Annotated in this window: 12 protein-coding genes; 9 read left to right on the forward strand and 3 right to left on the reverse strand. The window is 36.9% G+C overall.

What is annotated here, in order from left to right:
- Positions 1-6: 6 nt before the first annotated feature.
- The 6 genes from Q0625_RS13810 (at position 7) to Q0625_RS13835 (ending at position 7,391) form a co-directional block, all read left to right on the forward strand.
- The gene (locus Q0625_RS13810) at positions 7-2,319 is read left to right on the forward strand and encodes a glycoside hydrolase family 3 N-terminal domain-containing protein (RefSeq protein WP_298828500.1); all 2,313 of its coding nucleotides are present in this window, start codon (positions 7-9) and stop codon (positions 2,317-2,319) included.
- Positions 2,320-2,560: 241 nt separating this feature from the next.
- Positions 2,561-2,710 (forward strand): hypothetical protein, encoded by a 150-nt coding sequence (locus Q0625_RS13815; RefSeq protein WP_298828502.1) that lies wholly within the window; start codon positions 2,561-2,563, stop codon positions 2,708-2,710.
- 160 nt (positions 2,711-2,870) lie between these two features.
- On the forward strand, positions 2,871-4,067 hold the full coding sequence (locus Q0625_RS13820) for an alpha/beta hydrolase (RefSeq protein ID WP_298828504.1): 1,197 nt from the start codon (positions 2,871-2,873) through the stop codon (positions 4,065-4,067).
- 250 nt (positions 4,068-4,317) lie between these two features.
- Positions 4,318-4,992, forward strand: a complete 675-nt coding sequence (tsaB, locus tag Q0625_RS13825; RefSeq protein ID WP_298828507.1) for a tRNA (adenosine(37)-N6)-threonylcarbamoyltransferase complex dimerization subunit type 1 TsaB — start codon at positions 4,318-4,320, stop codon at positions 4,990-4,992.
- 500 nt (positions 4,993-5,492) lie between these two features.
- Complete coding sequence (locus Q0625_RS13830; protein ID WP_298828509.1) at positions 5,493-6,311, forward strand: class I SAM-dependent methyltransferase; 819 nt, start codon at positions 5,493-5,495, stop codon at positions 6,309-6,311.
- 573 nt (positions 6,312-6,884) lie between these two features.
- The gene (locus Q0625_RS13835; RefSeq protein ID WP_298828511.1) at positions 6,885-7,391 is read left to right on the forward strand and encodes an OmpH family outer membrane protein; all 507 of its coding nucleotides are present in this window, start codon (positions 6,885-6,887) and stop codon (positions 7,389-7,391) included.
- A 127-nt stretch (positions 7,392-7,518) separates the two neighbouring features.
- On the opposite strand, the gene Q0625_RS13840 is transcribed toward Q0625_RS13835, so the two are convergent.
- A complete protein-coding gene (locus Q0625_RS13840) occupies positions 7,519-8,175 on the reverse strand; it encodes a LysE family transporter (protein WP_298828513.1) in 657 nt (218 codons plus the stop codon).
- Positions 8,176-8,235: 60 nt separating this feature from the next.
- The gene (locus Q0625_RS13845) at positions 8,236-8,898 is read right to left on the reverse strand and encodes a class I SAM-dependent methyltransferase (protein WP_298828516.1); all 663 of its coding nucleotides are present in this window, start codon (positions 8,896-8,898) and stop codon (positions 8,236-8,238) included.
- Between the two features lie 224 nt (positions 8,899-9,122).
- Here Q0625_RS13845 and Q0625_RS13850 point away from each other — a divergent pair, with 224 nt between their 5' ends.
- Positions 9,123-9,593, forward strand: coding sequence for a lipocalin family protein (locus tag Q0625_RS13850; RefSeq protein WP_298828519.1), 471 nt, complete (start codon positions 9,123-9,125; stop codon positions 9,591-9,593).
- Positions 9,594-9,651: 58 nt separating this feature from the next.
- Here Q0625_RS13850 and rnr read toward each other — a convergent pair whose 3' ends face one another.
- A complete protein-coding gene (gene rnr / locus Q0625_RS13855) occupies positions 9,652-11,844 on the reverse strand; it encodes a ribonuclease R (protein ID WP_298828522.1) in 2,193 nt (730 codons plus the stop codon).
- Between the two features lie 806 nt (positions 11,845-12,650).
- On the opposite strand from rnr, the gene Q0625_RS13860 reads away from it, so the two are divergent.
- Complete coding sequence (locus Q0625_RS13860; RefSeq protein WP_298828525.1) at positions 12,651-13,217, forward strand: hypothetical protein; 567 nt, start codon at positions 12,651-12,653, stop codon at positions 13,215-13,217.
- 249 nt (positions 13,218-13,466) lie between these two features.
- Positions 13,467-15,188, forward strand: a complete 1,722-nt coding sequence (locus Q0625_RS13865) for a mechanosensitive ion channel domain-containing protein (RefSeq protein ID WP_298828527.1) — start codon at positions 13,467-13,469, stop codon at positions 15,186-15,188.
- Positions 15,189-15,191: the final 3 nt, after the last annotated feature.

Raw genomic sequence — 15,191 nt, forward strand, 5'->3', positions numbered from 1 at the left:
CATCCTATGAAAGCAAGAAATATTCTTTTAGCCTTAGGCTTCTGTGTAGGAATGAGTGCCCTTGCACAAGACGCTGATATCAAGTATGTAACTAACAAAAAAGGAGCTACCTTGGGTTACAGTACTACCTCAGGTGTCAAAATCCTTACCATAGGAGGTAAGCACTTCAAAGACCTGAACAAAAACGGCAAGTTAGACAAATACGAGGACTGGCGCCTACCGGTAGATGAGCGTGCCAAAGACCTTGCCAAGCAAATGAGCATAGAGGAAATAGCAGGGCTTATGCTTTATAGTAACCACCAAGCCGTACCAGGTCCTCCTGATGGCTATCGCAAGAGTAGCTATGGAGGTAAGCCTTTTGCTGAGAGTGGAGCCAAGCCCTCCGACCTTACTGACCAACAGAAAACTTTCTTGGATCGTGACCATGTACGCCATGTACTGATTACCACTGTTTCCTCGCCTAAGGATGCTGCTATATGGAGCAACAATCTACAACGTACCAGCGAGCAATTACCTCTGGGAATTCCCGTGAATATCTCCTCCGATCCACGTCATACCACCTTGGTAACCGCCGAATACAATGCAGGAGCAGGAGGAAGTATCTCTCTTTGGCCTGATGGATTGGCTATGTCCGCCACCTTTGACCCTGCTGTGGTACAGAAGTTTGGTGAAATAGCTGCCAAGGAATACCGTGCTATGGGTATCACTACCGCCCTTTCCCCTCAGATAGACTTGGGTACGGAACCTCGCTGGAATCGTATGGTCTTCACCTTTGGCGAGTCTCCTGAGCTGACTACCGACATGGCACGTGCCTATGTAGATGGTTTCCAAACCTCCACAGGTAAGGCGGAAATCAAAGACGGATGGGGCTACGAGAGTGTCAATGCTATGAGCAAGCACTTCCCAGGAGGGGGTGCTGGCGAGGGCGGTCGTGATGCTCACTTCGCCTATGGTAAGTATGCAGTATACCCAGGTAAGAACTTTGAGATGCACCAAAAACCTTTTACCGAAGGTGCCTTTAAGCTCCATGGAAAGACCAAATCCGCCTCTGCAGTGATGCCTTACTATACTATTTCCTACAACCAAGATACCAAAAACCACGAGAATGTAGGTAATGGCTTTAGCAAATACATAGTAACCGACCTATTGCGTAACAAGTATGGCTTTGACGGGGTGGTATGTACCGACTGGCTCATCATTGCCAAAGAACCAGGTACCCCAGGAGGATTTGCTGGTAAGCCTTGGGGGGTAGAAGACTTAGACTTACCTCAGCTCCACTACAAAGCCTTAGAAGCAGGCGTAGACCAATTTGGAGGAAACAATATGGTAGCTCCTGTGGTAGAAGCCTATAAGATAGGGGTAAAAGAGCACGGAGAGGACTATATGCGTAAGCGTTTGGAACAATCAGCTGTACGCCTATTGCGCAATATCTTCCGCTTAGGTCTGTTTGAAAACCCTTACCTCAACCCTGAGGAAAGTGCTAAGATTGTAGGAAATCCTGAGTTTATGAAAGCAGGTTATGATGCTCAACTAAAGTCTATCATCATGCTCAAAAACAGAGGACAGGTATTGCCTATTGACAAGAAGAAAACCGTCTATATTCCTAAAGTGTATAACGAACCTCAACGCAACTGGTGGGGTGTATATACCGAAGGCAACATAGCTTACCCTGTGAATATAGAGAATGTGAAGAAGTACTTCAACGTAACTGATGATTCTCAGAAAGCCGACCTTGCTATTGTATTTGTTAAGAGCCCTACTCAAAACCACCCAGGATACAACGACGAACTCTTCAAGGCAGGAGAGAATGGATACATTCCTATCTCCCTACAATACAACACTTACACCGCTGAGTATGCACGTGAGCATAGTATAGCCGCAGGGGATAAGGTGATTGCTCCACAGATAACCGATCGCAGTTATAAGGGAAAGACAGCCAATGCCTCCAATATCACTGACCTATACAACATCTTGGAAACCAAGGAGAGGATGAAAGGCAAACCAGTAATCGTATCCATCACCGCTTCTCGTCCTATGGTATTCCACGAATTTGAACCTATGGTAGATGGTATTCTGCTTAACTTCGGTACTTCCGAACAAGCTCTTTTGGAAATTCTCTCTGGAAAGGTAGAGCCTTCTGCCTTACTCCCCACTCAAATGCCTGCCAACATGAAGACGGTAGAGCAACAGTTTGAGGATGTACCTTTTGACATGGAGTGCCACAAGGACAGCGAAGGCAATGTATATGATTTTGGCTTTGGGCTCAACTGGAAAGGCGTTATCAAGGATGCCCGTACAGCTAAGTACAAACGAAATTAGCAAACAGTAGTTAGTGGTTAGTTATTAGTGGTTAGACACTGAAAACTAACCACAATCACTTTTCAAATAATCCCAATTACTATTAGAGAATTTCTATACAAAATTACAACTATTCAATAAGTAGATACTCAAATATACATAAAAGCAATTTTAAAGCAAATTTTAGCCATTTCTATGCTTTCTATGATAACTATTTCTATCATAGCCCAAGACTATTCTATAACAATACACAGAGAGTCGATTGGCTCAAGCGGAATATGTACAAGTAGGGGGTGCTATGCATGCTTTTCTTGACTGGGAACCTGACCAAAAAAACCAAGATACTTTTGAAAAATATGGTAAATACTATACCCATCAGATGCTTGCTTTCTTTGATGATGTACTTAAATAGTGATTAGTGACTAATGACAAATGGTTAGTAAAAACTAATCTATAAGAATTCATTTTACTAAAAGAATAATTTTTAACAGCAGATATTCTTAATATTTGCTGTTTTTTTTGTAACTTTGTGGGCTGATCGAAAAAGTGAAAAAATAAATACTACAAAAACAATGAAGAAAATTTTATTTTTTAGCGTAATGGTGCTCTTCTGTACGGAGTTACAGGCACAAAGGAAGTTCAAAATAACCCTTGATGAAGCACGCAATGGTTCCTATACAGTAACTCCTAAACTTCCTCAAGATGGTATTGTAAAAAAGGGAACTATCCTGACTGTCAAAGCCACTGCTAATGAGGGGTATATACCCGATGGAGGCTACTACGCTACTATACGTGACGGATATGTACAGTATCATGAGACTATGCATTCCTCTTTTACCATAAAAGTGGATAAGGAAATGAACATAGGATACTCATTTGTCAGAAAAGAAGCCGAAGAGAATCTTAGAGTAATACAGGATATTGTCTATGCTAAACCAGGAGTCAAGGCACTGAAATATGATATTTATTCTCCCAAAGGTAAGGACAGACTCCCGTGTATTATCATCATTCATGGGGGCGGTTGGAGTTCTAACAGCGAAGAGGTAATGCGTGGTTTTGCTCGTGAGTTGGCCAACAGTGGGCGTTATGTAGTCTTCAATGTAGATTACCGCTGGATGGATAAGCTCGATGGAGACAAAAAGCCTACTGCACTACACCAAATCATTGAAGATGTATATGGAGCCGTAGTACATATCATGGAAAAAGCCTCCTTATACGGAGGAGATAGCAGTTCCATTTTCCTTACAGGAGATAGTGCAGGAGGACACTTATGCACCTCAGTGGCTAATTTCATAGACAGAATAGGGGATAAAGGTTTTAACAAGTTAAACAATACATTCCAGTTTCTTCCTACCTATATGCCTAAAGGGAAAAGTATAGAAGAAATCAAACAAAAACTTGCCCAAAGTATCAAGGGAGTAGCTCCTAGTTATGGGGTATTCAGTGCTGAGATGCTTAGCCAGCGCTTTACTGATTATCCTTTTCTAAGTGAAGTAGCTCCTATCAACTACATTCCAGAGGATAGGGCAGTACCTCATTTCTTACTACGCGGTTCAGAGGACAAACTTATCAAAAACGAAGAGGTAGAGAACTATGCTAAAGCCCTTATCAAAGCAGGACAAAGGGTAGAATACTTACAAGTAGGGGGTGCTGACCATGCTTTCCTTGATTGGAAACCCGATGAAGAAACCCAAGAAACCTTCAACAAATACGGAAAATACTATACCAAACACATGTTATTGTTCTTTGATGACATTCTTGGAAAGTAAAAAGAGTAGTCGTTGACTTCATTAGTCGCTTTTCACTATTCGTTAATTGTTTCACGTGGAACAATCAATTCTAAAGATAAAAAATCACAGTAAGTATAACCTACTTGCTGTTTTTTTTGTACTTTTGCGGGATGATGCTAGTGAAGAATAAATAATAAAGACGCAATAAATTGCGTCTCTACCTAAGCACTGGCTAAGATAACCATATAATTAGCAACTTAAAATTTAGAACTTAAAACTCAAAACTATAATGCTGTTATGTATAGAAACTTCTGGGAAGAACTGTTCGGTAGCACTCTTTGAAGGTCTACAATTGGTAAGCATTCGAGAGGTGCATACAGAACAATTTTCACATTCGGAAAACCTACATGTTTTCATAGAGCAAGTACTCAAGGAAAGCAACCTCCAGCCTAAGGCTATCAAGGCTATAGCCATTAGTGCGGGACCTGGTTCTTATACGGGTTTGCGTATAGGTACTGCCACAGCCAAAGGGTTATGTTATGGCTGGGATATACCACTGATAGCTGTACCTACTTTACGCATTTTAGCTGAGAGAGCATCCGATTATCTTACTGATATTCAGTATATTATTCCTATGATTGACGCTCGTAGAATGGAAGTATTCACCTCTATCTATCGTAGCGATTTTACCACCGAGGTAGCTGCCCATGCTGAGATTCTTACAGAGACATCCTTTACTTCCTATCTTGATCAAGGGAAAACACTCTTTTTAGGAGATGGAGCCAGTAAGTTTGCCACTATTTGCTCTCACGCTAATGCTGTATTTGTAACTGACCAATACCCATCTGCTGGGCAGATGGGTAAGCTTGCCATGAGCTTATATGAAAAGAGACAGTTTGAAGACATAGCCTATTTTGAACCTTTCTACCTCAAAGAATTTTATATAGCAAAGAATGAACAGTGAAAATAAAAAATAAAGCTAACATGTACTTTCATTATTTACTAATCACTATTCATTACTCACTTAACTGTTTCACGTGGAACAATTGAGTAAAAACTAAGAGTAAAGAATAAAAAACGATTTTAAATAAGTAATTTTAAACGATTTTATTACCTAATAAGGATTTATATTAAAATAAAAAGAAAATAGAAATTTGATAGGTTTCTGAAATCTGATTTTTTATTCTTTTTCATTAAAATACTTACTATATCAAAAAAATACGTTGTAGTTGGTGTAAAGATATCCAATTCATATTCCTTCTCACAATATGAAGTAGGGAAGGCTTATTAGTAATGATATAAAAATATAATGAAACTTGTAAGTACAACTATTATATATTCTTTTTTACTTGTTACAGAATATATCAATAATCACTAATATGATTATTGAAACATAAAAAATGTTTCACGTGGAACAATTGAACAAAAAGTGTAACTCTTTATTTGTATAACCTTATAATTCTTATGAAAGTAATTGACCATAGTGTAAGTGGGGAAGAGTTCGTACTGGAATATGATACTCACTACAAACTATATCGTACCACTCCTATCCCTGAAGACTTAGGTAGATACTACCAAAGTGAAGCCTATATTTCCCATACTGATGGGAGAAAAGGTTTCTTTGAAAAACTATACCAATGGGTAAAACACTATACACTACGTAAGAAAATGAACCTTGTGGAGCAGTATGTATCTCAAGGAAAACTCCTTGATATAGGAGCAGGAACGGGGGATTTTGTACGTACTGCAAAGAAAAAAGATTGGTATGCTACAGGAGTAGAACCCGAAGCAAAAGCTCGCGATAGGGCAGGGGAGAAGGGTATTTTCCTATATGAAAACCAAAACAAAGTTACTGAAAAATATGATGCTATCACTCTCTGGCATGTTCTAGAACATATCCCTCAGTTAGAAGAACAAATCCTTTTCCTGAAAAATCACTTAGAAAATGAAGGAGTTTTGATTATTGCAGTACCTAACTATCGGAGTAAAGATGCCCAACATTATGGTTCCTACTGGGCTGCCTATGATGTTCCCAGACACCTATGGCATTTCTCACAAGAGAGCATTCGCTTGCTTTTCGAGGAAAAAGGATTTGAGCTTATAGGAGTAAAACCTATGCCTTTTGATGCTTTCTATGTAAGTCTATTATCTGAAAAATATAAATCAGGAAAAATGAATTTTCTCAAAGGATTTTATCATGGATTACGTTCTAATCTCTCTGCCCTACGAACAGGAGAATACTCATCACTCATATACATTTTAAAAGTAAAAAGTAAAAGGTAAAAAGTAAAGCTAATAAGTATATAACTCAACATAAGATAAAAGTGTTCCACGTGGAACACTTTTATCTTTTCATACTTAAAATACAAATAGAAAATATAATTAAGATTACTCCTTTTGAAGAGTAAATCCTAATACAACCCTACTAACACTCATTTTTATAAACTATTTCTGTTTAACTACAATTTTTCACTTCAAATTCTTGTTCTTAAATAGAAAAATGAATTTAAATAGTAAAATTTAAATGATTTTATTACCTAATGAGTATTTATATTAAAATAAAAAGAAAATAGAAATTTGATATATTTATGAAATCAAAAATTTCAGAGTAAATCTAGAAAAAAGTAAAAACTTATATACCTAATCTACAAGTTTTCATTCTTCACTCAGATATCCAATTTCAAAGTATTTGTTAGTTGAGTTTTTAACTTTAGATTGTTTTTTGCTCTATCAAACTTCGTGAAAAGTTAAATATCCATTCATTTCCTATTTATTTTGTTAAAAAAGAATAGAATCTTCATTATCTTTCGTACATTTGTGCCTGTATTTGAAAAATAAAGAAAAAACCATATAGTTATGAATAAAGTTATCTTAGGTGTCGCATTCGTATTGAGTCTAGCTGCTTGTCAGCAAGGTCAAAAAATCGCTTATGTAGATAACAGCAAGCTCTTAGATGAATATCAAGAGAAAAAGGATTTGGAAGAATTGCTCAAAGGAAAAATCAACAAGTACCAGCTTAAGCGTGATAGTATCTCACAAGCCTTCCAAGTGAAAGCACAGGCTTTCGAAGCACAAGCTAAGAGCTTAGCCCCTGCAGTAGCACAACAAAGATACAGCCAACTGGCACAAGAAAGCCAACTTCTACAACAACAACTCATGGTAGAAGAACAAGCTATCCAAGAAGAAAGCCGTACCAAGATGGATACTCTACTGAAAAAGGTAAAAAACTTCATCAAAGATTATGGCAAACAACATGATTATGACTTCATTTTGGGTGCTAACGACGGCGGTAGTGTACACTATGGAAAAGCAGACAAAGATATCACTGCTGATATAGTGAAAGCTCTCAATGAAAAAAAGTAATTATTACTTTACTCGTTGTTTAAGTTTATTTATTATTTGATTAAAAAAGTGTTCCACGTGGAACACTTTTTTATAAAAAGACAAAAAGTAAAAGGTAAAACAAGGATACTGTTTTACCTTTTACTTTTTATTTTCTACTTATAATAAGGTTTGGAAAGAAGCCATTGAGAAGCAAAAACACTCCAAAAATAACCAAAAATATATTGATACCTTGCTTTATCTTATGAATATTAGTAGGGGTGAGGCGATGACGTAAGCGCTTGGCTATAAGAATCTTTACTATATCGGTCAAGAGGTAAGTCAGTAATATAGTAGCTAAGAAAAATAATACACGTGTTGGAGTCATACCAGGGCGAGCAGAAAAGGTAGCAATAGTAGCCAACCAATAGAAAAATACTCCTACATTAATCACATTGAGAAAAAAACCTTTGTAGAAAAAAGTAAAATAATTTCCCTCCTTAATAGCTACTATCCGAGCCTGTGGAGGATTTAACCGAAAATCACGGCGTTCCTTGAAAAAAGAAAACAAACCATATACTATGATGAGTAAGCCTCCATATAGGAACAAATTAGGGTTGTTCTCTATATAAGCAGACAACTTACTTGTGCCCCAATAAGCCAAAACTATAAAAAATATATCTCCAGAAATAGCTCCTATATCAAAAGCTAAAGCTGAACGTATTCCCTTGGTAATACTCGTTTCTATCAAAATAAAAAATACAGGACCTATAGTGAAAGCTAAAATAACCCCTAAGGAAATTGCTATAAAAATAGTTTCTATCATTGCTAAAAGAAAAAGCAAATATACTGAAAAAATAGAAACTATAAAAGAAAAACAAAAACTTTATTTTCTCACTGTTATTACTTCAAAAGGTCGTGTGAGCAATGTTCCATGCTTAGTGGGAATCTCTTCCGTAAAAGTCTGTAAGTCAAAAGCTGTAAAACCTACCAGAAGCAACAGTTCTCGAAGCTGCTCAGGAGTATAGAAAGTAAATACCTCCTTGGTAAAAGGCATACGCTCACCAAATTCTTTGCTTATAGCACCCAAAACAAAGCTACCTCCCTGCCTAAGTAGGGAATAGATTTCATGAAAATAAGCCTTAAGGTCTGTAATAAAATAGTACGTATTAACCGAAAAACATACCTCAAAACTCTCATAGGGTAGGGGAGGTAGACTTTCAGTAGGAGTATACAAAAAAACAGCCTTTCCTTGTGCTACAAGCTCATGATTAAGATCTGTAGCATCCATAGTCATTTGCTTGGAGCGTTCCACTCCTGTATAGTGTATATAAGGAGCCTTAGCAAAGAGGTAGGGGAGATGTGCTCCATTGCCAAAGCCTATTTCTAATAGCTGCTTCGTCTGCAAAAGAGGTAAGCAGTCTATAGTACGCTCTATCATATTTCGGTTGGAGGCAAAGATATAAGCACCCATTTCCTTAGCGAGTGCTCCTTCAGGACAACGCAACTGCCTGCCCAATAGTAAGTTATCAGTTATAGGAGGAACCATAATAAGTTAAAAATTTAAAGTGAAAAAAAAGATAGTGAATACTTAAAGCTGAGCATTGGGGTAAATAGTATCAATCAGTTTTTCATTATTCACTATTAACTTCTCACTTAATTGTTCCACGTGGAACAAATTAAATAGCTAATAATAAGCAACAAAATTAATAAAAAATAGTAGGAAAACAAATATTTTTATTACCTTTGTCACGAATTTAAAATACTAGCAATATGAAAAAAATTATTTTACTCTTTGCAGCCGCCTACTTGGCATTATCTTGCAGTAAAAATAATGATTGTAACTGCAAAAAAGAAGAAAAGAATGATACACCTAAATCGGTACTTTTAGGTACTTGGAAGATTACTAAAAAAGTAGTAAATGGTGAAATAAAAGAACTCTATAGCGATTGTGATGCCAATGAAACTTTTGTCTTCCAAGAGAAAGAAGCTATTAATGAAAGTTACGAAAAGGGAAAATTCAACCCTTACAATAATAATTTAGAATGTAGAAGTAAAAAAGAGGTATATCCTACTTATGAATACAAAAAAGAGGAAAACAAACTCTACTTAGAAATAGAAGTAAAAGGAAAAACCTATATGATGCATCAAAAAATTACTCTTGAAAATAACAATACCCAACTGACCATCTACCATAATTATGACACTGAAAACAACTATAAAGTATATACCAAACAAAAATAAATAGTAGAAAATAGCTTATATAAAAAACTCCGAACTTTTTCGTTCGGAGTTTTTTTAGTTAGTTCACTAATTCAAAATCTAGATAGCGCTTGACCAAGTCAGTACTTTTGACACGTATCATCACCTCATCGCCCAAGGTATAGCGTTGCTTGCTTACTTCACCTACAAGCGCGTATGCCTTTTCGTCAAATACATAATAATCATCCTTCATTTCACGAGCACGTACCATACCCTCACACTTGTTTTCAATGATTTCTACATAAATACCAAATTCGGTAACCCCTGAAATCACTCCTAAAAACTCCTGATCCTTGTGCTCTTCCATGTACTTAATCTGCATGTACTTGATAGAATCACGCTCAGCCGAAGTAGCCAAGTTCTCCATTTGGGAAGAATGCTTACATTTTTCTTCGTATTCTGCTTCATTGGCTGAAGCCTCTGTATCCAAGTAACGTTGGAGCAAGCGATGTACCATCACATCAGGATAACGACGAATAGGGGAAGTGAAGTGGGTATAATCATCAAAAGCCAAACCATAATGTCCTATGTTGTGTGTGGAGTAAGCGGCCTTGCTCATACTGCGAATAGCCAAAGTATCTACCAAGTTCTGTTCTTTCTTACCATGTACCTCTTCCAATAAGTGATTAATAGAATGGGCAATGTTCTTTTTGTCCTTGAGATTGAGCTTGTAACCAAAGCGAGAGATAACACCCTGCATCTGTAACAATTTTTCGTCATCAGGCACATCGTGAATACGATACACAAAAGTCTTGTGCAACTTAGAAGCATATTCAGCTACTTTTCGGTTAGCCAACAGCATAAACTCCTCAATGAGTTTGTTGGCTTCCTTGCTTTCCTTAGTATAGACACCCAACGGATTATTATTCTCGTCCAGTACAAATTTTACTTCCAACTTATCAAAAGAAATAGCCCCTGCTCTCATTCGCCTGTCACGGAGAATTGCTGCCAAGGCATTCAGCGAAAGAATTGCCTCCACAATTTCCTTAGAAACTGTATAGCTTCCCTCTGGGCGAATAGAGATTTCCTCTGGCATTGTAAAATCAGTAGCTTCAGAAGCTGTACTAAAAGCTTCAATCACTGCCTGTGCCTCCTCATAAGCAAAACGTGCATCGGAACGGATTACTGTACGACCTAGCCAAGTATGAAGTATCTCCGCCTTAGGAGAAAGTTCAAAGATGGCTGAAAAAGTATATTTCTCCTCCTCAGGACGTAGCGAACAAGCAAAGTTGGACAATACTTCAGGAAGCATAGGCACCACTCTATCGACTAAGTATACTGAAGTAGCCCGCTGATAAGCCTCATCGTCCAAAATCGTATTGGGTTGTACATAATGAGAGACATCAGCTATATGAACTCCTATCTCAAAATTCCCATTCTCAAGCACTTGGAAAGAAAGTGCGTCGTCAAAGTCCTTAGCATCACGTGGATCAATAGTAAAAGTAAGCACCCCTCGCATATCCCTACGGCGTGCTATTTCCTCCTGCTTAATCGTTGTATCCAATCCTTGTGCATACGCCTCTACCTCTGCAGGAAACTCATGAGGTAATCCATATTCGGCCAAGATAGCATGCATCTCCGTATGATGTTCCCCAGGCTTACCAAGAACTTTCTCTACTACTCCATAGGGAGAATTAGCACGAGATGTCCATTGAGCAATACGTACCAATACCTTATCCCCATCTTCAGCACCATTGCAATCAGCTTTAGGAACAAAAATATCCGTATACATACGTCGGTCAGTAGGTATCACAAAAGCAAAATTCTTCTGCATCTGCACTATCCCCACAAAAGTTGTACGCTTGCGCTCTATAATCTGAGTAATCTCCCCTTCAAGCTTCTCACGACGGCGAGGAAATACATACACCTCCACTACATCGCCATGTAAGGCCTTGTTAAGCAGATTGTTAGGTACAAACACATCCTGATCCAAGTCCTCACATACCACATAAGCATTACCATTGGAAGCCATATCCACTACGCCCTGATGATAATAGGTAGCGCTCTGCGCTTGGAAGTGACCTTGACTGGTCTCATTGATATGAGATTGTTTAACCAATTTGGCCAAAGAAGCAATAATATCATTCCGCATCTCCGTAGAGGTAGCTTTTAGTTTTTCAGCTATCTGTTTCCAAGAGAAACTCTTACTACTATTCTTTTGTAGAATGACTAAAATATCCCTACTAAAGTCTTTGTTTTTTTTCTTTTTTTGTTTGATTTTTTTCTTACTCATTTTTGTTTGATTTGTGAGTTTGTCATACATCATTATCAGTCAGCGCGCAAAGTTACAAATTAATTTGCCAATTAACTAATAATGTATTAGCAAACACATTTTTGAAAAAGATAAATCTTTTTTTCGTTTGATTCTTTTTTGGTTTTTCTGTACCTTTGTGCTGTAATAATTGGAACTATACCACTCTACTTTTAGAAAGCAAAAATACTACCTTGTCTCCAATTGTCTTTGAAAAATTGACGCATCGCTAAATTTTCAACATTCAACTCATACATAAAAAATAAATATTCTTTTTTATATAAAAAAAATGATGATGATAATATGCGGTGAATTTTGGTAGAAAAATAAGCGAAAAACATTGACTTGTATTTGTAAAAGAGTTTATCAACGCTTATCAACAATTAATGGGAAAGCTAATAGATTGATATATAAATAATAATTAGGGTTATTCACCATTCTTATTTCTTTGTTATTAAAATGAAATGGAATAAAAAAACGAAAAAATAATCCCCATTTTTAGCTACGTAATGGTTGATAAGTTCTAAGAAATAAAATTGTTTTTCTGGTTGCGTTTTGCATATAATCAACTTTTTCAGAAAAGACTATTTTTTTACTGTTTTTTGTTGTAGAGTTATCAACAAATTTTTAAAGTAGAAAGTGAATAATAGAGCGCTTTATTCACTGTTTATTTTTTACTCCTCGCTCTTTTTACTTTAACAAAATAATAAGTGTTAAAACCTATTATTTTATCAAAAAAAATGATTTACTTTGCCCCGTGAATTTACTAACAAGAAAATAGAGAAAATATGAAAAGAGTTTTTTTACTAGGTCTTAGCCTTATGTGTTTGCTTAGCTGTGATAAATCTAAGATAGCCAATACAGTTAAAAATAAAGACTATGATAAGATAAGGGATAATGCTTCCAGTGATGATAATGCTACTGAGCTGACCTTAAGCGAATACCTTCTTAAAAATGGATATGACAAGAATAATGATGGAACTTTGCAGGATAGGGAATTGGCACAAATAGAAACTCTTGTAGCCACAGGTAAGAGTATTACCAACCTTGACGTATTGTCAAAAATGACTAGCTTAAAACAAGCGGATTTTTCAGGTAATAAAATTGCAATAGCTGTTCTCAATGCACCTCTTTTGACAGAAATCAACTTGAGTAATAACAGACTTATGACTTTGGATATTTCTAGAGCACCTAAACTTATAGATAATATCAATATTACAGGTAATCCCAAACTTACTTGTGTAAAAGCAGAATTTTCACAAGTTACTAAGCTTAAGGGTAGGGCAAATAATATAAAAACAGATGTGGACAATGAAGGAAAGTCCAAGGTCAATTTTGCAACTACTTGTAAGTAAAAGTTAAATATATATTAAATAATATATGAATTGCAAATAAAAACGTACCTTTGCACTGTTTCATAATATTGGAATTTATTGGTTAAAAAAGGAATTGCCTCATTATTGGGGCAATTTTTTTATGCCCTATCTGCTCCTTCCTAAGTTAGAAAAAATTTGTATTGGAGTGAGTTCGTTTAATAATTTGTCATTTGTTGCTTGTCATTTTTTATTAATTTTCGTACTTTTGCCTTTCAAACCAAATAAACTATGAACTTACGTTTATTTTTTCTCTTGGGAGGGCTCTTCTCTGCAGCAGCTTTTGGACAAGCTCAGGATAGCTTATTACAAGTATTACAGCAACAAATAAGGGAACTGAGAATACAACGCAGTCAAGATTCCCTAAAAGTGAATGTGCTTAGTGAGGAATTACAATCCTTATTGCTTTTGGATACACGCCGTGTAGAGACGGAGAAAGATTCAATCTACAAAGCACAGCGACAAGAAGAGATCAAACGTATTTATTCCAAAGCCAATGGATCTCCACTAGTCTTCGAGAATGATACCCTCTATACAGTTCATGCTAGTTTGGGGCTTTATTCTCCCTTGGAACGAACTGAATATACCCTCAAAAAGTTACGCAAATTAGTAGAATTACCTATTTTTAAACAGGATTCCCTTAAGATAAAATCTCAAAACGATCTCCTTATGATAACCTACCAAGGAGAATGGATACAGGCCATAAGTGAGGAAGATGCTATTCTGGCACATCTCTCTCAAGAGGAATTGGCTGAATCCTTACAAAGGGATATTTTGCGGGCGGTAACCCAGTATAGAGAGGAACACAGTATGCAAAAGCGTGTGTTGCGCATAGGGGAATTATTTCTATTTGTTGTAGCTATTGTTACACTCTTCTACCTACTGAATCTTCTTTTTAGAAAACTGGAACGGCAACTTCTCAAGCAATCTTTCTTCAAAAAAGGGGTAAAAATCAAGAACTACCAAATGCTTAACAAGGATAATATGAAGTATATCCTTGGTAAAACACTTTTTCTACTGAAGTTGGTTATCTTTTTTATCATCATTTTCGTAAGTATTCCTTTTGCTTTGAAACTTTTCCCCTCTACACAAATGTGGGCGGAGAAGCTTTTGAAACTCATTTTAGATCCTCTTAGCCAGATAGGCAATGCCATAATGGATTACTTGCCTAACCTTGTTATCATAGGAATAATTGCTCTTATTGCACGTATGGTACTGAAGCTTATGCGGTATTTTCTCTATGAGATAGAGCGGGGAGCGCTTAAGATAAAAGGCTTCTATAAGGAGTGGGCAAAGCCTACTTATAATATTTTGAGAATCTTGTTTCTCTGTTTTATTTTTATTGTGTCTTTCCCTTACTTACCTGGGTCAGGTTCTTCGGCCTTTCAGGGAGTATCTATTTTCTTGGGGCTACTGATTTCCTTGGGTTCGTCCTCCACTATTTCCAATGGAATGGCAGGGATTTTTATCACCTATATGCGTGCTTTTCGGGAGAATGATTGGATCAAGGTAGGGGATTATATAGGTATGGTTATACATAGGGATAGCTTAGTTACTCGCCTGAAGACGATTAATAACGAAGAGGTTACCGTCCCTAACTCCATGATACTCTCCTGTTCCACTATGAATTTTTCTTCCATAGGCCGTACCACTGGTCTGGTGGTTACCACTCAAGTGAAAGTACGCTATGATGCTCGCTTGGAGGATGTAGATGCTACCCTTATTGCCGCTGCTCAAGCCACTAAGGGCGTAACAGACAAGATTACTCCTTATATATACCACATATCGCTCAATGAGCTGAATGCTACCTATGAGATCAATGCGGTTACTTTTGAGCCACAGAATATGTATATTATCAAGTCTGACCTGATTAAGAATATCTATAATGCTTTCCGTGAGCGTAATATAGAGCTTACCTCTATTGAATTTATTGAAATTAAATCACGTCAGTAGTAG

It is taken from the genome of uncultured Capnocytophaga sp. (assembly GCF_938029845.1).
Taxonomy (GTDB): Bacteria; Bacteroidota; Bacteroidia; order Flavobacteriales; family Flavobacteriaceae; genus Capnocytophaga.